The organism is Streptomyces sp. NBC_01471 (genome assembly GCF_041438865.1).
Taxonomy (GTDB): Bacteria; Actinomycetota; Actinomycetes; order Streptomycetales; family Streptomycetaceae; genus Streptomyces.
Window position 1 is genome coordinate 6,405,179 of sequence record NZ_CP109450.1, and the last position, 22,132, is coordinate 6,427,310.

The following is a 22,132-nucleotide window of genomic DNA, read 5'->3' on the forward strand; positions in this document are numbered from 1 at the left end:
CCCCTGGCATCCCGGTGGCCCTGGCGGGCCGGGGCTACCGGGTGACCGCGTGCAGGGCGTCGGCCAGGCCCGCCCCGTAGAAGCTGTTGTGCTCCCGGCCGCCCTTGCAGACGGCGTCCGCCTTGCCGTCGCCGTCACCGTCGATGGGATACGGCTCCGGGCAGGCGAGCCGGTCGGCCCCCGCGTACAGCAGTGACTTGACCAGCGCCGGCGAGGCGTGCGGATGCCGGGACTCGATCAGGGCCACGACCCCGGCGACATGCGGAGCCGCCATGGACGTACCGGCCATGTACGCGTAGCCGCCGCCCGGCACCGGGCCGAGGACCGCGCTGCTGGTCGCCGGCGGTTCGGGCGGCTGGTAGGCGGCCGAGTCGCCGCCCGGCGCCGTGATGTCGATGACCCCGAGACCGTAGTTGGAGTAGGAGGCCTTGAGGGTCTTGGCGCCCGTCGCGGACACCGTGACGACGCCCGGCAACTGGGCGGGAATATCGAGGCACGTGGACGGGTCCACGGTGCGGGACACCGCAGTGCCGTCGTCCGGGCTCAGCGGGTCGGTGACCGCGTGCGAGGCGAGGTCGAAGTTCTCGTTGGCCGCGGCGGCGACGTTGACCGTGCCCTTGCGTTCCGCGTACCGCGAGGCGCGGGTGACCGCCTCGACCAGGGCCTTCTGGTCCGGGTCGGCCGTGCAGTTGAAGTACCACGGGTCGGTGAAATAGCTGTTGTTGGTCACATCGGCGCCGTGGTCGGCGGCCCACATGAAGGCGCAGACGATGCCTTCCGTGTAGAAGAACCCGGAGGCCGTGCCGACCTTGATGCCCGACACCTTCACACCGGGCGCGACGCCCGTGATGCCGACGCCGTTCCTCGCTCCCGCGATCTCGCCCGCCACATGCGTACCGTGCGGGCTCTCGTCGGCGGTCGGCCGCCAGGCGCCCTCCGTGGTGTCGGGCCTGCCCGTCGTGCAGTTCGCCGAACCCCCGCGGTCGAAGTTGGGGGCGATGTCCGGGTGGGTGTCGTCGACCCCCGTGTCGATCACCGCGACCGTGACGTCACGGCTGCCGGGCGTCCTCGCGTGGGCCTTGTCCGCCTTGATGGCCCTCATGTCCCACTGGAGCGGCTCCATCGGATCCGCGCCCGGCGCGGCCTCCGCGGCCAGCGCCTTCCGCCGCCGCGCCGTGAGCCGCAGCGGTGTGACGGTGTCCGTCGTGGACGCTGCGGGCAGCGGTGCGGTGCGGGTGGCCCCGGCCGAAACGACCCCCCTGGTCCTGCGGAGGGTCGCCGCGAAGTCCGGGTTCGACGCGTGCGCGACGATCACGCCCACCTTGTCGTACGCCATGACCACCGAACCGCCCGCCCGGGAGACGGCCCGCTTCACCGAGGCCAGGGTGCGGTCGTCGGTCCCGGTGTTCACGACGTAGGACAGGCCGGGACCCGCCCCGGGAGCCGATGAGTACGCGGGGCCGCCGGCGCCCTGCTCGGCTGTTGCCGTGCCCGGCAGGAGGCCGAGCGAGGCGACGAGTGCCAGACCGGCGGGCAGCGCGAGCGCGCGCCACCGCCCGGATCTCAGATGAGCCATGGGTTCTCCACATCATCCGTATCAACCACCCGACTGCGGGCCGCAGTTGGGCGCTATCTGACCAGTGAGGCTGGGGTCCGCCGTCCGCGCCTGTCAATCGATCCGGCAGGAACGGCCGGACGTTGAACCACTCCGCCCCGCGCGCCGTGCCCTTGTCGGAGGCCCCGTAAAGGAGGCCCTCCGGCAGTCCAGCCCGCCGTACGCACGTCGCGAGGAGATTCCGTGGCCACCGATGAACTCCAGCCCCCGGGCGGCACGGGTGCCCGCCCCGGCCTGCCCACGACCGAGTTGTTCACCGAGGTGCAGCAGAGCGCGGAGTTCGGCGAACTGCGCCGCTCCCACCGCTCCTTCGCCTTTCCGCTGACCGTCGGCTTCGTCGCCTGGTACCTGCTGTACGTCCTGCTGTCCAGCTACGCGGGCGGCTTCATGGGCACCAGGCTCTTCGGCAACATCAACGTGGCCCTGGTCCTCGGCCTCGGCCAGTTCCTCACCACGTTCCTCATCGCGTGGTTCTACTCGCGGCATGCCGCGACCCGGCTCGATCCGAAGGGCGCCGCGATCAAGTCCCGTATGGAGGAGCGCTCATGAGCCCCGCAGTCCAGCTCGCCGCAACGGCGACCACCCAGCACCGGCCCCTGATCATCACGCTCTTCGCGGTCTTCGTCGTGGCCACGCTCGTCATCACCGTCTGGGCCGGACGCCAGACCAGGAGCGCCGCCGACTTCTACGCGGGCGGCCGGCAGTTCTCCGCACTGCAGAACGGACTCGCGGTCTCCGGCGACTACATGTCGGCCGCGTCGTTCCTCGGCATCGCGGGCGCCATCGCCCTCTTCGGTTACGACGGCTTCCTCTACTCGATCGGCTTCCTGGTCGCCTGGCTGGTCGCCCTGCTGCTCGTCGCCGAGCCGCTGCGCAATTCCGGCCGCTACACGATGGGCGACGTCCTCGCCTACCGGATGCGCCAGCGCCCCGTCCGCACCGCCGCCGGTGCCTCCACCATCGTCGTCTCGATCTTCTACCTGCTGGCCCAGATGGCGGGCGCGGGCGTCCTGGTCTCGCTGCTGCTCGGCATCACCAGCGACGCCGGGAAGATCGCCATCGTCGCGCTGGTCGGCGTCCTGATGATCGTGTACGTCACGATCGGCGGGATGAAGGGCACCACCTGGGTGCAGATGGTCAAGGCCGTCCTGCTGATCGCCGGAACCATCCTCATCACGTTCCTGATCCTGCTGAAATTCCACTTCAACGTCTCCGACCTGCTGGGCTCGGCCGCGTCGAACAGCGGCAAGGGGAAGGCGTTCCTGGAACCCGGCCTCAAGTACGGCGCTACGGGGACCTCCAAGCTGGACTTCATCTCGCTCGGCATCGCCCTGGTGCTCGGCACCGCGGGCCTGCCGCACATCCTGATCCGCTTCTACACCGTGCCGACCGCCAAGGCCGCCCGCAAGTCGGTGAACTGGGCCATCGGCATCATCGGCGCCTTCTACCTGATGACGATCGTGCTCGGATTCGGCGCCGCGGCCCTGCTCAAGCCCGCCGACATCATCGCGTCCAACCCGGCGGGCAACACGGCGGCCCCGCTCGCGGCCCTGGAGATCGGCGGTGGCGCGGGCTCCACCGGAGGGTCGGTCCTGCTCGCGGTGATCTCGGCGGTCGCCTTCGCCACCATCCTCGCGGTGGTCGCCGGGCTGACCCTGGCCTCCTCGTCGTCGTTCGCGCACGACATCTACGCCAACGTCATCCGTAAGGGGAAGGCCACCGAGAAGGAGGAGATGCGCGCGGCCCGCTGGGCGACCGTGGCCATCGGCGCCGTCGCCATCGTGCTGGGCGCCTTCGCCCGTGATCTGAACGTCGCGGGTCTTGTGGCCCTCGCCTTCGCGGTCGCCGCCTCCGCCAATCTGCCGACCCTGCTCTACAGCCTCTTCTGGAAGAGGTTCACCACCATGGGCGCCCTCTGGTCCATCTACGGGGGGCTCGTCTCCTCCGTGGTGCTCGTGCTCTTCTCGCCGGTCGTCTCGGGGAAGCCCACCTCGATGTTCAAGGGCGTCGACTTCGCCTGGTTCCCGCTGGAGAACCCGGGCCTCATCTCGATCCCCCTGGGATTCCTGCTCGGCTGGCTGGGCTCCCTGCTCTCCAAGGAGGAACCGGACAAGGGCAAGTACGCCGAGCTGGAGGTCAGGTCCCTCACCGGGTTCGGGGCGCACTGACGGCGGCCGGCGCGGGCAGGACGAGGTGACGGGCCGGGGGCCCGGTCGTAGATCCATACGACCGGGCCCCTGCCTGCCTCGTGGTAATCGGCCCCTGTCACTGTCACAGGTGTCGCGTAGGCTCGACGGCGTACGCATTTCCTTTATCGGGGAGGGGGCCCACCGTGCTTATCGACACCTTTGGCCGAGTGGCCACTGACCTTCGAGTGTCACTCACCGACCGCTGCAATCTGCGGTGTACGTACTGCATGCCGGAAGAGGGGCTGCAGTGGCTCGCCAAGCCCGATCTGCTCACGGACGACGAAATCGTCCGGCTGATCCACATCGCCGTGACCGGTCTCGGCATCACCGAGGTCCGCTTCACCGGCGGTGAGCCGCTGCTGCGCCCCGGTCTGGTCGGCATCGTCGAGCGCGTCGCGGCCCTGGAGCCACGCCCCCGGATGTCCCTCACCACCAACGGCATCGGCCTCAAGCGCACCGCCCAGGCCCTGGCGGCCGCCGGCCTCGACCGGGTCAACGTCTCGCTGGACACCCTGCGCCCGGACGTCTTCAAGACCCTCACCCGCAGGGACCGGCACCACGACGTGCTGGAGGGCATGGCCGCGGCCAGCGCCGCCGGACTCACCCCGGTCAAGGTCAACACCGTGCTGATGCCGGGGCTCAACGACGACGAGGCCCCCGACCTGCTGGCCTGGGCCGTGGAGCACGCGTACGAGCTGCGCTTCATCGAGCAGATGCCGCTCGACGCCCAGCACGGCTGGAAGCGCGACGGCATGATCACGGCGGGTGACATCCTCCAGTCGCTGCGCACCCGCTTCACGCTGACCGAGGAGGGCACCGACGAGCGCGGTTCGGCGCCCGCGGAGCGCTGGGTGGTCGACGGCGGACCGCACCGGGTCGGAGTCATCGCCTCGGTGACCCGCCCGTTCTGCGGGGCCTGCGACCGCACCCGGCTCACCGCGGACGGACAGGTGCGCACCTGCCTCTTCGCCCGTGAGGAATCCGACCTGCGGGCCGCGCTCCGCTCCGGGGCGCCGGACGAGGAGATCGCCCGGCGCTGGAAGCTGGCGATGTGGGGCAAGAAGGCCGGATCCGGTCTGGACGACCCGACGTTCCTCCAGCCCGACCGGCCCATGTCGGCGATCGGCGGCTGACGGCCTACCGCGTCCCGCCGGACTGCGTCCCGCCGGTCTGGGCTTCGCCGGACCGCGGTGTCTCGGTCGGTGTCCCGGTCTGTGCCGCGCCGTCCCGCTCCCACTCGGCCAGGGTCACCACGTCCTTGAGGAAGCCGCGCACCCCCAGGAACTGCGACAGGTGTTCCCGGTGTTCCGCACAGGCCAGCCAGGTCTTCCGGCGCTCCGGGGTGTGCAGTTTCGGGTTGTTCCACGCCAGCACCCACACGGCATCGGCCCGGCATCCCTTGGCCGAGCAGACCGGGGCGGGCGGGACCGGGGCGGAACCGGTCGTATCAGGGGAGTTCACACCTCAACCCTAGGCCAACGCATCGCCGTTACGGACGGACGAGGTGCCGGACAAAAGGCGACGCCGAGCAGCCACGGGGGGAGCTGCCCGGCGTCGGTCTGTCGCTCCGACGGGGGATGCGGAGCGCCTGCAAAGTATGTCACGGGCCCATGGGGCTGCGGCACCGGAACTTCATGATTGATCTGAGCTTTTCTTGAGCTTTGACCCCGTGGGGATCCGGCCACGCCTCAGCTCGGCCCCGCCGCCCGGTGCTCACGCTCCGTGGTGGGCTCCTCGTCCGCCGGCTCCGTTCCCGGAACCACGGACGACGGTTCCAGCGGTGGACGGAACGGCGCGGGAACGAACGTCGTGGGGAGCCCCGGAGTGTTCTCGCGGCCCGCGTTCGCGATCACCACGGCCACGTACGGAAGGAAGGCGCCCAGCACCAGGGTCCCGATCGCCACCGGCCGCGCCACGTTCCAGAGAGCCGCGGTCAGAATGACCGCCACGGTGCGCACCGTCATCGAGATGATGTACCGGCGCTGCCGCCCGCGTACGTCCTCCGCGAGCCCCGTCCGGGCGCCCGTGATCCGGAAGACCTCGTCGCCGCTCTGCTTCCGCATCACGCTCCACCACCCGATTCGTGCGCCGGACTCTCCCCGGACCGGACGGCACCACGTTACGCCGACGTTCCGCCGCCGATAAGAGCGGGGCGCGCCCGTACCGCCCGTAACGGGGCCACCGGGGCACGTATGGAGCTGTCCGACATGCGCCGTACGGAGGTTGCGCCGAAACTGGGGCCCATGCGTATCCAGCAGCCGCATCAGGAGGCGACGTGAATTGGTTGTGGGCCATCATCGTGGGGCTGGTGCTCGGTCTGATCGCCAAGGCGATCATCCCGGGGAAGCAGGAGATCCCGCTGTGGCTGACCGTGGTGTTCGGCATCCTGGGCAGCGTGCTGGGCAACTGGGCGGCCACCGGGCTCGGGGTCAACGACACCCGGGGCATCGACTGGATCAGGCATCTGCTCCAGCTGATCGGCGCCGTCATCATCGTCGGCGTGGGTGACAAGCTCTGGACCTCGATCCGGGGAAACAGACACGCCACCTGACACCACACGTGCGTGAGGGGCGGCCGGTTCGTACCGGCCGCCCCTCACCCCTGTGCTACGCGCCCGTGACCTCGACCGCCGCCAGGTTCTTCTTGCCCCGGCGCAGCACCAGCCACCGGCCGTGCAGCAGATCCTGGGCCGCGGGCACCGCGTCCTCGCCCGTGACCTTCACGTTGTTCACGTACGCCCCGCCCTCCTTGACGGCCCGGCGGGCCGCCGACCGGCTCGGCACCAGACCCGTCCCGGCGAGCAGCTCCACGACCGGGACGAGCCCGTCGACCTTGGTGTGCGGCAGCTCGGACAGCGCGGCGCTCAGCGTCGCCTCATCGAGCTCCGCCAGCTCGCCCTGGCCGAACAGCGCCCTGGAGGCCGCGACGACCGCCGCACACTGGTCCGCGCCGTGCACCAGAGCCGTCAGCTCCTCGGCCAGTGAGCGCTGGGCGGCCCGCGCCTGCGGCCGCTCCTCGGTGAGCTGCTCCAGCTCCTCCAGCTCCGCGCGGCTCTTGAAGCTGAGGATGCGGTTGTACGTGGAGACGTCGCGGTCGTCCACGTTCAGCCAGAACTGGTAGAACGCGTACGGCGTGGTCATCTCCGCGTCGAGCCAGACGGCGCCGCCCTCGGACTTGCCGAACTTGGTGCCGTCGGCCTTCACCATCAGCGGGGTGCCCAGCGCGTGCACGGACGCGTCCGGCTCCAGGCGGTGGATCAGGTCGATCCCCGCCGTGAGGTTGCCCCACTGGTCGCTGCCGCCCTGCTGGAGCGTGCAGCCGTACCGCCGGTACAGCTCCAGGAAGTCCATCCCCTGGAGGAGCTGGTAGCTGAACTCCGTGTAGCTGATGCCCTGTTCGGACTCCAGGCGGCGGGCGACCGACTCCTTCGTGAGCATCTTGTTCACCCGGAAGTGCTTGCCGATGTCCCGCAGGAACTCGATCGCGGACAGGCCCGCGGTCCAGTCCAGGTTGTTGACCATCACCGCCGCGTTCTCCCCCTCGAAGGAGAGGAACGGCTCGATCTGGGAGCGCAGCCGGCCCACCCAGTTCGCGATGGTCTCCGGGTCGTTCAGCGTGCGCTCGGCAGTCGGCCGCGGGTCACCGATCTGGCCGGTGGCCCCGCCCACCAGCGCCAGCGGCCGGTGCCCGGCCTGCTGGAGCCTGCGGACGGTGAGGACCTGCACGAGGTGGCCCACGTGCAGGCTCGCCGCCGTCGGGTCGAAGCCGCAATAGAACGTGACGGGACCGTCCGCGAGCGTCTTGCGCAATGCGTCCTCGTCAGTGGAGAGGGCGAAGAGCCCCCGCCACTTCAGCTCGTCGACGATGTCCGTCACGGGTCTCGCGTCTCCTTCGGTGTGGCTGGAAGTACGTCCCAGAGGTTATACGCCCTGGCTGACGGAACTCATATTGAAATCCGGGATGCGCAGGGCGGGCATCGCGGCGCGGGTGAACCAGTCGCCCCACTCGCGCGGCAGGGTCCGCTCCGTACGCCCGGCCTCGGTGGCCCGGGAGAGCAGATCGACGGGCGACTCGTTGAAGCGGAAGTTGTTCACCTCGCCGGTGACCTCGCCGTTCTCCACGAGATAGACGCCGTCCCTGGTCAGCCCGGTCAGCAGCAGGGTGGCCGGGTCGACCTCCCGGATGTACCAGAGGCAGGTCAGCAGCAGCGCGGGCCCGTCGTGCCCCGACGCGGCCACCATCTCCTCCAGGGTGCGGTCCCCGCCGCCCTCCAGGATCAGATTGCCGATGGCGGGCGCCACCGGCAGGCCGGTCAGCTCCGCGCTGTGCCGGGTGGTGACCAGATGCTCCAGCCGCCCTTCGCGCACCCAGTCGGTACGCGAGAGCGGCAGGCCGTTGTCGAAGACCGACGAGTCGTCGCCCGAGGCGTGCGCGAGGACGAAGGGCGCCGACTCCAGACCCGGCTCGGCCGGATCACTGCGCAGGGTCAGCGGAAGCGGGGAGAGCCGGTCGCCCAGCCGGGTCCCGCCGCCGGGCCGGGAGAAGACCGTACGGCCCTCCGCCGCGTCCCGGGCGGCCGACGACCAGAACTGGTAGATCAGCAGATCGGCCACGGCGGTCGGCGGCAGCAGCGTCTCGTACCGCCCGGCGGGCAGCGTGATCCGGCGCTCGGCCCAGCGCAGCCGCTGCGCCAGTTCGGCGTCCAGCGCGGCCGGGTCGACGTCGGTGAAGTCCCGCGTGGCCCGGCCCGCCCAGGCGGAGCGGGACCGGTCGGGGGACTTGGCGTTCAGCTCCAGCGTGCCGTTCGGCTGGTCGTGGCGGAGCCGCAGGCCGGTGGACGTGCCGAGGTAGCTGGAGGTCATCTCGTGACTGGCGAAGCCGTACAGCTCCCGCCCGCCGGACCGCGCGCGGGCGAAGGACTCGCCCAGCGCCGGGGCGAAGGCGTCGAAGACCGCCGACGTCGTCACGGCGGGCGCATCCGTGAAGCCGACGGACGCGGGCACCCCGGTGACCAGGGGCCGGGCGTCCTCGGCGGGGGAGCCGTCGCGGGCGGCCGCCTCGGCGGCCCGGACCAGCGGTTCGAGATCGGCCGCGGTCACCGCCGACCGGGAAACGACTCCGGACGCGGTGCCCTCCTTGCCGTCGACCGTCGCGATGACGGTCAGGGTCCGGCCGCGGGTCACCCCGTTGGTGGTCAGCGCGTTCCCCGCCCAGCGCAGATTGGCGCTCGAATGCTCGTCCGCGATGACGGCGCAGCCGTCCGCGGTGGACAGGGCGAGGGCCCGCTCGACGATCTCGTGCGGCCTGCTGGTGCGGTTCGACGGGGTCATCGCCCGGCCTCCTGCGTGGTGTTCAGGATGTTCACGCCCCGGAAGAGGGCGGACGGGCAGCCGTGCGAGACCGACGCGACCTGGCCCGGCTGGGCCTTGCCGCAGTTGAAGGCGCCGCCCAGCACATACGTCTGCGGGCCGCCGACCTTCTCCATGGAGCCCCAGAAGTCCGTGGTCGTCGCCTGGTAGGCGACATCGCGCAGCTGCCCGGCAAGTTGACCGTTCTTGATGCGATATGCCCTCTGTTGTGTGAATTGAAAGTTGTAGCGCTGCATGTCGATCGACCACGACCGGTCGCCCACCACATAGATCCCGTGCTCGACGCCCCCGATCAGGTCCTCCGTGGAGAGCCCGCCCGGATCCGGCTTGAGCGACACATTGGCCATCCGCTGCACCGGCACATGGCCCGGCGAATCCGCGTACGCACACCCGTTGGACCGGCCGAGCCCCGTCAGCTTCGCGATCCTGCGGTCCAGCTGGTACCCGACCAGCGTGCCGTCCTTGATCAGGTCCCAGGACTGCGCCTCGACACCTTCGTCGTCGAACCCGACCGTGGCCAGGCCGTGTTCGGCGGTCCTGTCGCCCGTCACATTCATCACGGGTGAGCCGTACGCCAGCTTCCCGAGCTGGTCGAACGTGGCGAAGGAGGTTCCCGCGTACGCCGCCTCGTACCCCAGCGCCCGGTCCAGCTCGGTGGCGTGCCCGATCGACTCGTGGATGGTCAGCCAGAGGTTGGACGGGTCCACGACCAGGTCGTACGCCCCCGCCTCGACACCCGGTGCCCGCATCTTCTCGGCGAGCAGCTCCGGGATCCGCTCCAGCTCGGCGTCCCAGTCCCAGCCGGTGCCGGTCAGGTACTCCCAGCCGCGCCCGGCCGGCGGGGCGATGGTGCGCATCGAGTCGAACTCGCCGGTGTCCGCGTCCACCGCCACCGCGGTGAGCTGCGGGTGCAGCCTGACCCGCTGCTGGGTGGTGACGGTGCCGGCGGTGTCCGCGTAGAACTTGTTTTCGAGGACGGTCATCAGTGACGCGTCCGCGTGCGCGACGCCGTCCGCCCGCAGCAGCCGCGCCGACCAGTCGGCCAGCAGCCCGGTCTTCTCCTCGGCGGGTACGGAGAAGGGGTCGGTCTCGTACGAGGAGATCCAGGTCCGGTCCGGGTGCACCGGCTCGTCCGCCAGCTCCACCTTCTCGTCCGACCCGGCCGCCCTGATGACCTTGGCGGAGAGCTTCGCCATCGCGACCGCCTGCCCGGCCACCCGCGCCGCGGCGTCCATCGACAGGTCGACGCCGGAGGCGAACCCCCAGCTGCCGCCGTGCACGACCCGCACGGCGTACCCGAGGTCCGTGGTGTCGGTCGAGCCGGCAGGTCTGGCGTCCCGCAGCCGCCAGGTCGCGCTGCGGACGCGTTCGAAACGGAAGTCGGCGTGGTCGGCGCCGAGCGCGCGGGCGCGGGCGAGCGCCGCGTCGGCCAGGGCGCGCAGCGGCAGAGCCGTGAAGGCTGCGTCGATCGAATGTGGCACGGAGGTCTCCTGTCGTCACGACCGGTCGCTCGCATCATGTCGCGCGGACGCGTGCCGCTGCCAGATGCGTTCTGTAGGGACCCGACAGGGACCACCGTGCGGCGCTGTCGGAGGCCGATTCCTCCGAAGTGGCTCGGGACCGATAGTTTTGCGGGAGTACCACACAGCTATCGAAAGGGTGATCCGTTGAGCCGCTCGGTTCTCGTCACCGGAGGAAACCGGGGCATCGGCCTCGCCATCGCCCGTGCTTTCGTCGACGCAGGCGACAAGGTCGCGATCACGTACCGCTCCGGTGAGCCGTCAGCGCTCGCCGAACAGGGGTTCCTGGCCGTCAAGTGCGACATCACCGACACCGAGCAGGTGGAGCAGGCCTACAAGGAGATCGAGGAGAAGCACGGCCCCGTGGAGGTGCTGGTGGCCAACGCCGGCGTCACCAGGGACCAGTTGCTGATGCGGATGTCCGAGGACGACTTCACCGCCGTACTCGACACCAACCTCACCGGCACCTTCCGGGTCGTGAAGCGGGCCAACCGCGCCATGCTGCGCGCCAAGAAGGGCCGCGTCGTCCTCGTCTCGTCGGTGGTCGGCCTGCTCGGCTCCGCGGGACAGGCGAACTACGCCGCCTCCAAGGCCGGACTGGTCGGCTTCGCCCGCTCCCTCGCCCGTGAGCTCGGCTCCCGCAACATCACTTTCAACGTAGTCGCACCCGGTTTCGTCGACACCGACATGACCAAGGTGCTCACCGACGAGCAGCGCGCGGGCATCGTCTCGCAGGTGCCGCTCGGCCGGTACGCGCAGCCGGAGGAGATCGCCGCGACGGTGCGGTTCCTCGCCTCCGACGACGCGTCGTACATCACTGGAGCCGTCATCCCCGTTGACGGCGGATTGGGCATGGGTCACTGATCACATGAGCGGAATTCTCGACGGCAAGCGCATCCTCATCACGGGTGTGCTGATGGAGTCCTCCATCGCCTTCCATGCCGCCAAAGTGGCCCAGGAGCAGGGTGCCGAAGTCATTCTGACCGCCTTCCCGCGGCCCACCCTCACCGAGCGCATCGCCAAGAAGCTGCCCAGGCCCGCCAAGGTCATCGAGCTCGACGTCACCAGCACCGAGCACCTCGACCGGCTCGCGGACCTGGTCAGGGACGAGCTCGGCTCGCTCGACGGTGTCGTGCACTCCATCGGCTTCGCACCGCAGGACGCGCTCGGCGGCAACTTCCTCAACACCCCGTTCGAGTCGGTCTCCACGGCCATGCACGTCTCGGCGTTCTCGCTGAAGTCGCTGGCCATGGCCTGCCTGCCGCTGATGAGCGAGGGCGGCTCGGTCGTCGGCCTCACCTTCGACGCCCAGTACGCCTGGCCGCAGTACGACTGGATGGGCCCCGCCAAGGCCGCGCTGGAGGCGACCTCCCGCTACCTCGCCCGTGACCTGGGCAAGCAGGACATCCGCTGCAACCTGATCTCCGCGGGCCCCATCGGTTCGATGGCCGCGAAGTCCATCCCGGGCTTCGGGGAGCTCGCGGACGTCTGGAACCACCGCTCGCCGCTCGCCTGGGACATGGCCGACCCCGAGCCGGCCGGCCGCGGCGTCGTCGCGCTGCTCTCGGACTTCTTCCCGAAGACGACCGGCGAGATCATCCACGTCGACGGCGGCGTGCACATGATGGGGGCCTGACCGCCCGCACCGCTCAGGAGGCCGCGCGACCGTCGAGCAGACGGCGCGCGGCTTCCGCGCGTCCGGGGGCGACCCGGATCCGTACCCCGTCGAAGTCCGGGCCGCGGGTCGCGTCCAGGGCCATCCGGGACGTGGTGCCGTCCGCCGTGGACGACGGGTCGAGGGGGCTGCCCGGCAGACCGCCGACCTGGAAGACGTCCCGGTGCGGCTGGAGATGGGTTGCCATCGCCCACAGCACCTGCGCGTCCCGGGTGACGTCCACGTCCTCGTCGACCGCGACCACCGTCTTGAGGTACGGGTCCCAGCCGAGCAGCCCCAGCATGATCTGCCGGGCCTGGCCCGGACGGCTGGCGCGCATCGCCACATACGCGTGGAAGTGCGTGCCCGAGGTCGGATAGTGCAGCGCGGTCACCTCGGGGAAGCGCTCCGTCAGCTTCTGCGCCATCTCCGACTCGCGCGGCACCCGCGCCAGGTTGAGGTGCTCGGCCGTGCTGCCGCCCACCACGTCCAGGAGCAGCGCGTCCCGGCGGCGCAGCACCGTCTCCACGGTCAGCACGTTGTGCGTGGAGCGGTCGGACGAGTATCCGGAGAACTCGCCGAAGGGGCCCTCCTCCGCACGGCGGGCCGGATCGATGAACCCCTCAAGGACCGTCTCGGCGCTCGCCGGAACCCGTATCCCGTACTTCGGAGTGCGTACGACGTCCAGGGGCGCCCCGAAGAGGCCGCCCGCCACTGTCCGTTCGTCGGTGTCCGCGCCCACCCGGGCCGACGCCGCCAGCATGAACAGGGGGTGCGCGCCGATGACCATGGCCACCGGCAGCCGTTCGCCGTGCTCCTGCGCCAGCCGCAGCAGCTGCCACAGATGGCCGCGCGAATGGAGGCTGGTGGCCAGTTCGTTCCGGCTGTGCACCATCGCGCGGTGGTAACTGAGGTTCCCCGAGCGGCCCTCGGCGTACGCCGGTGCCTCCGCCGTGATGATGCCGTTCGTGATGTACGGGCCCCGGTCCGAGGCGAAGTGCCGGATCATCGGGAGCGCGCCCAGGTCCGGTTCCGCCACCACGTCGAGCACCGGCCCCTCCGCCACCACGCGCGGCTCGCACCGGCGGGCCGACGCCGCCTGGTACGCGCGGTGCAGCCCGGCCGTACCGGTGCCGAGCAGGCGGGCGATGCGGCGGCGCGAGGCGAACACATTGGTGACCAGGGGAGTGCCGAGCCCCGCGACGTTCCGGCAGACCACCATCTCGTCCCGGCCGCGGGCGGCCAGCTCCAGGACGAGCGCGGCCACGTCCTCGCCCTCGATCCGCTCCTCGACCGTGAGGACGTCATCCGGGTGACCGGCCGTGTACCGGGTGAGGAAGTCACGCAGATCCTGGGAGGCCGCCCGCGGCTCCGGCTCAGTGGTCACAGCAGACCCCCGCGTGCTGCCCGACCGAGAACAGCTCGCCCCACTCGGGAGCGGCGACCGTCAGACCCAGCAGATCGAGCCCGGTCCTGATCGCCACCCGGGCCCCGTCGTACACCGGCTTGCCCAACTCCCGCTCCAGCAGCGCCGCCACGGGCGCCACCGGCAGCTCCGTGCCCGTGACCACCAGGCACTGGGCGTCCGGCGCGTCGGCGGCCGCCAGTAGTCTCCGTACCCGCGACACCGGCAGTTCGGCGGCCTCCCGCGCGGTGGAAAGGCCGAGCGCGGTCACCGACGCGACCCGGAACCCGGCCGCCAGATAGGTGTCGGCGAGCCGCCCCGCGACCTGTCCGGAGCCCGGCGAGACCAGCGCGAGCGAGGTCAGCCCCCGGCGGGCGAGCAGATCGAGCTGGCCCAGTGTGACGGTCGACGCCGGGACGCCGGCGACCTCCTCGATCCGGCGCGCCACCGCCCGCCCGTGCGCCGCGCCGTGCAGATCGCTCGAACTCCCGCTCCAGACCACGGCGTCGACGCCGGCGTCGGCCAGCAGCGCGGCCGACCGGGTCAGCTCACCGGACTGCGAGGGCGCGATGGCCGGACCGCACAGCACATCGGGCAGGGCGGTGCGGGCGACCGGATGGGCGGCCTCGATCGAGACGGAGCGGCAGATCTGGCCCGACCAGCGCTCGACACCGATGGAGGGGGAGGGGACGAGATGACCGATGCGCCGCATGGCGGCACCTGCTTCCGTACCGGGGACGCCGGGACACCGCGCCCGTGGTGGATGTGCGGAGGGGGGGGTCCGGAACCGCGGCCCTCAGGCGCGCGACGTGCCGGCCGTGTCCAGTGAGGCGTAGGTGTCCGTGAGGCGCAGCCGTGCCTCCTCCTGGTCGCGCGGCGGGGGAGTGGGCTTCAGGCCCAGCAGCTTCGCCACGTTGTTGCCCAGATACCCCTCCAGATGCTCCTCGGAGAGGTTCATGCCCTGGGGCGGCGGGCCGCAGAGGACCTCCAGCTCGCGTGCCCACATGCCCGGTTCGTTGGGCGGCGAGTCCGTGCCGAAGACCAGCTGGTGCTTCTCCATCTGCTGGGCGAACTCCACGATCCGCGACTGGAGCAGCCACCCCGACTCGCCGTACACATTGGGCGAGTCGAGGATCATGTAGAGCGCCTCGAAGCAGTAGACGCCGCCGGTCTGCACGCCGAAGTGCCCGAGGATGAAGTTGACGTTCGGGAACTCGCGGATGATCGGGTAGAACTGCGTCGGGATCGAGTACGGCCCGTCGCCGGTGTGGATCAGGACGAGGATGCCCAGCTCGTCACAGACCCGCAGCACCGGACGGAGCCAGTCCAGCGCCCGGTCGGGCCGGTAGGCATGCATGTTGGCATGCAGCTTGAGCATCTTGTAGCCGTACTCCTTGACGTGGAACTCCAGCTCCTTCGCGCCGTTCTCCGGCCCGAAGCGCGGGTTGTACATGAAGTTCCCGATGAAGCGGTCGGGGTACGTCGTCACCAGCTCGGTGATGTACGCCATGTAGTCGCGGATGCCCTCACGGCCGCCCCGCATCCCGTCCTGCCAGACGCTGTTGCCGGGCGGGGGCATGATGCAGCCGTAGTCGATCCGGCGGGGCTTGCCGTTGATCATGTACGGGCCGTCCATCATGGCCAGGGTCCGCTCACCGGTGAACGGGTCTCCGTCGTGCCGCCATGCCTGGTCCACGACGTTGGTGGGATGCATATGCGTGTCGATGATCAAGGTGCTGTTCCTTCCCTGCTGGTTCTGGTGGTACGTACGCGGTGCGTGCAGAACCGTCGGGGGACCCGGGGGCGGGCCCGCATCACCTCCCTTCGCCGTCGACGAGGTCGCTGTGGATGAGGTCGTCGGGGCGCACCGGCACCCTGGCCAGTGCGAGGCCGGTCGCGTCACGCAGCGCGTTGGCGATGGCCGGGGTCGACGACAGGGTCGGTGGCTCGCCCACTCCGTTCAGGCCGTACGGCGAGTCGGGGTGCGGCAGTTCGAGCAGCTCGATGGGGACCGACGGCATGTCCGCGATCGTCGGGATCAGATAGTCGGTGAACGACGGATTGCGTACCTTGCCGTCCTGGACGTGCAGTTCCTCCATGACCGCGAGCCCGAGGCCCTGCGCGCTGCCGCCCTCTATCTGGCCCTCCACCGCTAGGGGATTCATCGCTCTGCCGACATCCTGGGTGGTGGCCAGCTCGACCACCTTCACCAGGCCGAGTTCGGTGTCGACGTCCACCACCGCCCGGTGGGCGGCGAACGCGAAGGCGATATGGGCGTCGCCCTGACCGCGTTCGGGGTCGATGGGGAAGGTGCGGCGGTGGCGGTACTCGTACTCGGCCTCGACGGGCCCGTCCGCGAGCAGCACCTCCAGGGGCCCGTCGCCGCGGGCTGTCAGCTCCTCCCGTACGGCCTTGCAGGCGCCCTGCACCGCGCCGCCGCTCATCCAGCTGATCCGGGACGCCGACGCCGACCCCGCGTCGCCGACCAGGGTGTCGGCGGGCAGCACCACCACCCGCTCGACGCCCAGCTCGGTCCTGGCGATCTGCGCCTGTACGGTCACGATGCCCTGGCCGCACTCCGCCGCCGCGGTGTGGATCTCGGCGACCGGCTCCCCGTTCGCCAGCGCCAGCCGGACCCGGGCCACCGAGCGGTCGTCGACCCCGCCGGAGAAACCGATGGCCTTGACCCCGATCGCATAGCCGACCCCGCGCCTGACGCCCTCGCCGTGGGTGGTGTTGTTCAGCCCGCCCGGCCGGGCGAACGGGCCCTCACCGGCGGGCGGCAGGGGCCGGGCGCGCAGCCGCTCAAGGAGTTCGGCGGCGGGGGCCGGGCCGTCCACGGCCTGCCCGGTGGGCAGCACCGTCCCGGTCGTCATGGCGTTGCGGATGCGTAACTCCACCGGATCCATGGCGAGTTCACGGGCCAGCCGGTCGAGGTTGGACTCCACCCCGTAGCAGGACTGCACGGCTCCGAAGCCGCGCATCGCCCCGCAGGGCGGGTTGTTGGTGTAGACGCAGTAGCCGTCGATCTCGGCGTGCGGCACGTCGTAGGCACCCGCCGCGAAGTACGAGCCGTTCGCTATGACCACCTGGGAGGTGGAGGTGTAGGCCCCGCCGTCGAAGAGCAGCCGCGCCTTGACGTACACGAGCTTCCCGTCGCGTGTCGCACCGTGCTCGAAGCGCATCCGGGCCGGGTGGCGGTGCACGTGCCCGTAGAAGGACTCCTCGCGGTTGTAACTCATCTTCACCGGACGGCCGGTGTGCAGCGCGAGCATCGCCGCGTGGATCTGCACCGAGACGTCCTCGCGTCCGCCGAAGGCGCCGCCGACCCCGGAGAGCGTCAGCCGCACCTTCTCCGGCGGCAGCCCGAGCGCCGCGCACATCTGGTGCTGGTCGTCGTGAAGCCACTGGGTCGACACATAGACATCGACACCGCCGTCCTCCGCCGGTATCGCCAGACCCGACTCGGGGCCGAGGAACGCCTGGTCCTGCATGCCGACCTCGTACGTCCCCGAGACCACCACATCGGCGAGCCGCCGGGCCTCGGCCATGTCACCGTGCCGGATGCGGACATGCCGTACGACGTTGCCGGACTTCCCGTCGGCCCGCCGCTCATGGACCAGCGGGCCCCCGCCGCCGAGCGCCCGCTCGGGGTCGGTCAGCGGTTCGCGCACCTCGTACCCGACATCGATCAGCCGCAGTGCGCGGCGGGCCGTCTCCGGGTGGTCGGCCGCCACCAGCGCCACCGGCTCACCCTGGTAGCGCACCCGGTCGGCGGCCAGCACCGGCTGGTCCGCGACCTTCATCCCGTACAGCGGCTGCCCCGGGACGTCCTCGTGGGTGAGCACCGCGACCACACCCGGCAGCCGGAGGGCGGCGGTGGTGTCCAGACGCACGATCCGCGCGCTGGGGTGCGGGCTGCGCAGGGTCGCGCCCCACACCATCGCGTCGTCGTGCAGATCCGACGCGTACGCGAAGGCCCCCTGGACCTTCAGCCGGCCGTCGGGCCGCAGGACACTCTCGCCGACTCCCTGCCGGATACCGGTGACGGTACTCACGGACCATCACTTCCCTTCTGCTGTAGGGGCTGCGGTGCGGGACTGCCGCACGGGAGCCGCGGCAAGGACGCGGGGAGCTACGGGCCGACCGGGTGTACGGGCGCGGGCCCGCCGTCCGTACGGTCGGGGCCCGGGGCCACCGCCTGCGACAGCCGGATCCGCAGCCGCCTGATGTGGTCGCGGGCCGCGAGCTCGGCCGCGTCCGGGTCGCCCGACGTCATCGCCTCGAAGATCCGGCGGTGCTCCTCGACGGCGAGCCGGGGGGCCTGGGGGCTGCGCCACAGCGCGTGCAGCGCGAGGTGGGCCTTGCCCTGCACGGTGTCCAGGGCCGCGGTGAGATGGGCGTTGCCCGCGACCTCGCGGATGAGCCGGTGGTAGGCCATGTCCATCTCGGTGTGCGCCTGTTCGTCGTCGCCCGCCGCCACCACCTGTTCGTGCCGCTCCAGGAGGTCGCGCAGTTCGGCGACCCTGGTGGCGTCGAGCCGCTCGGTGGCGAGCCGGGCGGCCAGCCCCTCCATCACCTCGCGGACCACGTACAGCTGGCGCACGTCCTCGACGTCGACCGTGGCGACCACGGCGCCCCGGTGCGCGACGTGGGTGGCCAGACCGTCGTGGATCAGACGCTGCACGGCCTCGCGGACCGGGCTGCGGCTGATGCCCAGCTGGGTGGCGAGTGCCGGTACGGAGAGGGCGTCGCCGGGGCGCAGCCGGTTGGCGAGCACCGCCCCCTTCAGCTCCTCGTAGGCCCGGTCGGCAAGCAGGCTTCCGGCGGCGACCGGGTTCACTGCTCTCTCCGTCGACATGCCCCAACTCCCTCTGCGCCGCTCATGATGCTGACGACGCCTCGTCCGGTGTGCTGGAAATCCCGTTCTCCAGCTGTTCTTCATGTTGCATGTAATCTTCTGGCGGGTCAATGGAGCGTGCAGCCCTCTTCCGGCGCCCCGGCAGCCTGAGATGGTGGAAGAACAGGTTGAGCAGCACAGCCATCAGCGTGCCGAGGATGATGCCGCTCTCGAAGAGTGCATGCAGTTGCCGGTCCGGCATCTGATCGGCGAACTGGGGAAACGCGGTCGGCAGGAAGCCGACGCCCACGCTCGCGGCGACCAGGATCGTGTTGCGCTGGTCGCTCAGGTCGGCCTGGACCAGGATCTGCACCCCGACCACGGCGATCGTCGAGAACAGCACGATCGTCGCGCCGCCCAGCACGGAGTCCGGCATCGCGGACACCACCGCGCCCACCTTCGGCACCACACCCAGCACCATCATGATCACGCCGGACGCCGCGACGATCCACCGGCTCTTCACCCGGGTCAGTCTGATCAGCCCGATGTTCTGCGAATAGACCGTGCTGGGAAAGGAGTTGAGGAGACCGGCCGCCACCGTCGCGAGGCCGTCCGCGCGCAGCGCCCTGGTCACCTGCCTGCCGTCCACCTCGCGGCCGACGATCCGGCCCACCGCGAAGAACTGCCCGATGGACTCCACCGCGATGATGATCATCACCAGCACGATGGAGAGCACCGCGGTCGTCTCGAACCGCGGCGCCCCGTAGTGCAGCGGGGCCGTGATGCCCAGCCACGCGGAGCCGCCGATCCCGGAGAAGTCGGTCTCCCCGGCGAGCGCGGCCACCACTGTGCCGGCGACCAGGCCGAGCAGGACCGCCACCGTGGCCAGAAAACCCCGGGAGAACTTGTGCAGCAGCAGGATCACCAGCAGGGTGACGCCCGCGAGACCCAGATGCACGGGTGAGCCGAAGGTGCGCTGCGAGGGGTCCCCGCCGCCCACCTGCCGGGCCGCCACCGCCAGCAGGGTGATCCCGACGATGGTCACGATGGTGCCGGTGACCAGCGGCGGGAAGAACCTGACCAGCTTGCTGAAGACCGGTGCGATCACGAAGAGGGCGAGCCCGGCGGCGATCACCGCCCCGAAGACGGTCGGCAGTCCGGCCCTCGCCCCGCCCGCGGCCAGTCCCACCGACACGAGCGAGGGCACCGCTGTCGTCGACGTGCCCTGCACCACCGGCAGCCGGATGCCGATCCCGGGCAGCCCGACGGACTGCAGCAGGGTGGCGAGCCCGCACGCCAGCAGTGAGGCGTTGACCAGCATCCCGATGTCCTTGGCCGGCATCCCGATCCCCTGGGCGACCAGGAGCGGCATGACGACGGCACCGGCGTAGAAGGCCAGGACGTGCTGGAGTCCGTAGACGGCCAGCCGCCAGAACGGCGGCACCGCCTCGACCGGGTCCTCGGGCCGGTCCGTACTGCCCTGAACTGCCTTGCGCGACATGTGCGTTCTCCCTCCACCCGCCCGACGGCGGGGGTTGTTCACTGCGCACGTACGGGGGCCGCGGACGGGCAGCCGACAGGGAAATCGGTCGGTCGGTGGTGTGGTCAGTGGTTCCAGGGGCGGGCCAGCGCGCCGAACCCGGCGCGCGCCACGAGCTGTTCGGACCGCTCCTGCGCCTCGGCGAGCAGCGCCTCCTCGTCCACCAGCAGGCAGCGGCCGTCCTCGAAGACGACCCGCCCGTCGACGACGGTCAGCTCCACGTCGGAGCCGCGCGACGCGTACACGAGGGCGGAGACCGTGCGGTGCAGCGGCATCTGGTGCGGGCGGTCCAGGGCGACCACGGCCAGATCCGCGGGCGCACCCGCGGTCAGGACGCCGGCACCCGTACCCGCGTAACGGGCGCCCTCCCGGGTGGCCAGCTCCAGCGCCTCCTCGCAGCGCACGGCGGCCGGGTCGAGGGTGTGCTGACGCTGACCGAGGAGCGTCTGCTTCATCACCTCGAACATGTCCTGGCGGTGCCCGGCGCTCGGCCCGTCGGTGCCGAGCGCGACCACGGCGCCCGCCTCCCGCAGCGCGCGCAGCGGCATCACCCCCGACGCCAGGTAGGCGTTGGACACCGGGTTGTGGGCGACACCGGCCCGCCGCTCGCCGATCCGCCGGATCTCCGAGTCGTCCAGCCACACGGCGTGCGCGAGGGTGGTCCGCTCGTCGAGCAGCCCCTCGGCGGCCAGCCACTCGACCGGCCTGATGCCGTACGCCTCCAGATAGCTCTCCGGGTCCTTCGCCCCCTCGCTGCAGTGCGTGTGCCAGCGCGTCCCGAACTCGGCCGCCAGCGCCGCCGCGCCCCTGACCAGGTCCTGGTCCACGTAGCTGAGGTTGAGGGGGGCCGGCCAGATCTCCACGGTGGAGCCGGGCGGCCGCCGGCGCATGCACTCCCGGGTGATGTCCAGCTCCTCGGCGACGGAGTACCGGAAGAGCGCGGGAGGCAGCCCCCGCGCGCGGGCCACCGCCGTCCGGTGCCCGATCATGCCGCGGGCCACCGCGCCGCGCAGCCCCGCCGATTCGACGGCCCGCGCCACCGCGAGCACGGTCTCCGGGTCGGTGGGCGCGTAGTGGTTGTCGACGACGGTGGTGATGCCCGAGCGGAGCGCCTCCACCGCGCCGAGAGTGGCGGCGACCCTGGCGTCGTCGGGGGTCACGGCTATGGAGTACGGCCACATGAACTCGCACAGCCAGGGCCAGATGGAGAGTCCCTCGCCCAGCCCGCGGGCGAGGGACTGGAAGAGGTGGCTGTGCCCGTCGGTGAACCCGGGTACGACGGCCCGGCCCCGGCAGTCGACCGTACGGGCCGCCTGCCACGCGGCGTCGGTCTCCGCCGCCGGGCCCACCGCCGCGACGCGGTTCCCGGTGATGGCGACCGAGCCCGGTTCGTACACGGACCGCCGGCCGTCCACGGTCACCACCCGCCCGCCCGACAGCAGAAGATCGCACTCCATGGGGGCCTCCAGAGACTCTGTGGCAGCTACGGCATACTCAACATTGCATGTAACATATTCCGACCCCTGGGCATGTCAACCCTTCTCACGTCACTTCCCCCGCCGGGCCCGGCTCTGCCGCCCGAGTCGTGAAACGGGTCAATCCACCGCAGACTGATCAGGCCGGGGCGCACCCCGGCTCTCCCGGGGAGGAGGCACGGGTATGCGTTCGATCCGCTACCGGACAGCGGTCCTGCTCGTGGCCTCGGCCGGAGTGGCGGGGCTCGTCGCCCCCACGAGCGTGCAGGCCGAACCGGCCCCCTTCGGCGCCGGCTGCCTCATATCCGTCAGGGGTTCGCACACGACGGCCACCTGCCACAACAGGTACGTCGGGACCGACCGGGTCGCCCTGCACGTCGAGTGCGCCCGCTGGTGGGACATCGACATGGACAGCGCGCCGGTCGACGTCGGACCGGCGCAGAGCGTGCGGCTCACCGGCCGCTGCTGGAAAGAGATCACCTCGGTCTGGGTGACGCACGGGCGGGCGGACTGAGCTTCTCGGCC

General features: G+C 71.0%; 20 protein-coding genes. 7 read left to right on the forward strand and 13 right to left on the reverse strand.

What is annotated here, in order from left to right; translation table 11 throughout:
- Positions 1-34 precede the first annotated feature (34 nt).
- Positions 35-1,576 (reverse strand): S8 family serine peptidase, encoded by a 1,542-nt coding sequence (locus OG285_RS28675; RefSeq protein ID WP_371792621.1) that lies wholly within the window; start codon positions 1,574-1,576, stop codon positions 35-37.
- A gap of 222 nt (positions 1,577-1,798) precedes the next feature.
- Between OG285_RS28675 and OG285_RS28680 the strand changes: the two genes are divergently transcribed.
- The 3 genes from OG285_RS28680 to moaA all read left to right on the forward strand — a co-directional run bounded on the left by OG285_RS28680 (position 1,799) and on the right by moaA (position 4,937).
- Positions 1,799-2,164: a DUF485 domain-containing protein gene (locus OG285_RS28680; RefSeq protein ID WP_356833642.1), complete on the forward strand. Its 366-nt coding sequence runs from the start codon at positions 1,799-1,801 to the stop codon at positions 2,162-2,164.
- Positions 2,161-3,783, forward strand: coding sequence for a cation acetate symporter (locus tag OG285_RS28685; RefSeq protein ID WP_371792622.1), 1,623 nt, complete (start codon positions 2,161-2,163; stop codon positions 3,781-3,783). Before OG285_RS28680 ends, OG285_RS28685 begins: the two co-directional genes overlap by 4 nt.
- 164 nt (positions 3,784-3,947) lie before the next feature.
- Positions 3,948-4,937, forward strand: coding sequence for a GTP 3',8-cyclase MoaA (moaA, locus tag OG285_RS28690; protein WP_356833646.1), 990 nt, complete (start codon positions 3,948-3,950; stop codon positions 4,935-4,937).
- Positions 4,938-4,941: 4 nt separating this feature from the next.
- Here the strand turns inward: moaA and OG285_RS28695 are convergent, their stop codons facing one another.
- Together OG285_RS28695 and OG285_RS28700 are read right to left on the reverse strand one after the other, a co-directional pair.
- Positions 4,942-5,265: a hypothetical protein gene (locus OG285_RS28695; protein WP_371792623.1), complete on the reverse strand. Its 324-nt coding sequence runs from the start codon at positions 5,263-5,265 to the stop codon at positions 4,942-4,944.
- A gap of 227 nt (positions 5,266-5,492) precedes the next feature.
- The gene (locus tag OG285_RS28700) at positions 5,493-5,867 is read right to left on the reverse strand and encodes a DUF3099 domain-containing protein (RefSeq protein WP_356833650.1); all 375 of its coding nucleotides are present in this window, start codon (positions 5,865-5,867) and stop codon (positions 5,493-5,495) included.
- Positions 5,868-6,079: 212 nt separating this feature from the next.
- On the opposite strand from OG285_RS28700, the gene OG285_RS28705 reads away from it, so the two are divergent.
- Positions 6,080-6,355, forward strand: a complete 276-nt coding sequence (locus OG285_RS28705; RefSeq protein WP_371792624.1) for a GlsB/YeaQ/YmgE family stress response membrane protein — start codon at positions 6,080-6,082, stop codon at positions 6,353-6,355.
- Between the two features lie 55 nt (positions 6,356-6,410).
- On the opposite strand, the gene tyrS is transcribed toward OG285_RS28705, so the two are convergent.
- From tyrS to OG285_RS28720, 3 genes are read right to left on the reverse strand one after another with little or no spacing between them, the layout of a single operon-like run.
- Entirely contained in the window at positions 6,411-7,679 is a 1,269-nt protein-coding gene (gene tyrS, locus OG285_RS28710) for a tyrosine--tRNA ligase (RefSeq protein ID WP_371792625.1), read from the reverse strand.
- Positions 7,680-7,724: 45 nt separating this feature from the next.
- Positions 7,725-9,134 (reverse strand): metallopeptidase TldD-related protein, encoded by a 1,410-nt coding sequence (locus tag OG285_RS28715; protein WP_371792626.1) that lies wholly within the window; start codon positions 9,132-9,134, stop codon positions 7,725-7,727.
- Positions 9,131-10,654 (reverse strand): TldD/PmbA family protein, encoded by a 1,524-nt coding sequence (locus OG285_RS28720; RefSeq protein WP_371792627.1) that lies wholly within the window; start codon positions 10,652-10,654, stop codon positions 9,131-9,133. The genes OG285_RS28715 and OG285_RS28720 overlap by 4 nt, the downstream gene beginning before the upstream one ends.
- Before the next feature lie 186 nt (positions 10,655-10,840).
- Here OG285_RS28720 and fabG point away from each other — a divergent pair, with 186 nt between their 5' ends.
- Both fabG and fabI read left to right on the forward strand, forming a co-directional pair.
- The gene (fabG, locus tag OG285_RS28725) at positions 10,841-11,557 is read left to right on the forward strand and encodes a 3-oxoacyl-[acyl-carrier-protein] reductase (RefSeq protein WP_356833660.1); all 717 of its coding nucleotides are present in this window, start codon (positions 10,841-10,843) and stop codon (positions 11,555-11,557) included.
- Between the two features lie 4 nt (positions 11,558-11,561).
- Complete coding sequence (gene fabI / locus OG285_RS28730) at positions 11,562-12,329, forward strand: enoyl-ACP reductase FabI (RefSeq protein ID WP_356833662.1); 768 nt, start codon at positions 11,562-11,564, stop codon at positions 12,327-12,329.
- 13 nt (positions 12,330-12,342) lie between these two features.
- Here fabI and OG285_RS28735 read toward each other — a convergent pair whose 3' ends face one another.
- From OG285_RS28735 to OG285_RS28765, 7 genes are all read right to left on the reverse strand, one after another.
- Positions 12,343-13,734: a UbiD family decarboxylase gene (locus tag OG285_RS28735; protein ID WP_371792628.1), complete on the reverse strand. Its 1,392-nt coding sequence runs from the start codon at positions 13,732-13,734 to the stop codon at positions 12,343-12,345.
- Entirely contained in the window at positions 13,724-14,464 is a 741-nt protein-coding gene (locus OG285_RS28740) for a hypothetical protein (RefSeq protein ID WP_356833666.1), read from the reverse strand. The genes OG285_RS28735 and OG285_RS28740 overlap by 11 nt, the downstream gene beginning before the upstream one ends.
- A gap of 84 nt (positions 14,465-14,548) precedes the next feature.
- Complete coding sequence (locus OG285_RS28745) at positions 14,549-15,484, reverse strand: amidohydrolase family protein (protein WP_371792629.1); 936 nt, start codon at positions 15,482-15,484, stop codon at positions 14,549-14,551.
- A gap of 82 nt (positions 15,485-15,566) precedes the next feature.
- A complete protein-coding gene (locus tag OG285_RS28750) occupies positions 15,567-17,810 on the reverse strand; it encodes a molybdopterin cofactor-binding domain-containing protein (protein WP_356836746.1) in 2,244 nt (747 codons plus the stop codon).
- Between the two features lie 77 nt (positions 17,811-17,887).
- On the reverse strand, positions 17,888-18,613 hold the full coding sequence (locus OG285_RS28755) for a GntR family transcriptional regulator (RefSeq protein WP_356836744.1): 726 nt from the start codon (positions 18,611-18,613) through the stop codon (positions 17,888-17,890).
- A gap of 22 nt (positions 18,614-18,635) precedes the next feature.
- Positions 18,636-20,093, reverse strand: a complete 1,458-nt coding sequence (locus OG285_RS28760; RefSeq protein WP_371792630.1) for a nucleobase:cation symporter-2 family protein — start codon at positions 20,091-20,093, stop codon at positions 18,636-18,638.
- Between the two features lie 104 nt (positions 20,094-20,197).
- A complete protein-coding gene (locus OG285_RS28765) occupies positions 20,198-21,589 on the reverse strand; it encodes an amidohydrolase family protein (protein ID WP_371792631.1) in 1,392 nt (463 codons plus the stop codon).
- Between the two features lie 202 nt (positions 21,590-21,791).
- Between OG285_RS28765 and OG285_RS28770 the strand changes: the two genes are divergently transcribed.
- A complete protein-coding gene (locus tag OG285_RS28770) occupies positions 21,792-22,121 on the forward strand; it encodes a hypothetical protein (protein ID WP_356836738.1) in 330 nt (109 codons plus the stop codon).
- Positions 22,122-22,132: the final 11 nt, after the last annotated feature.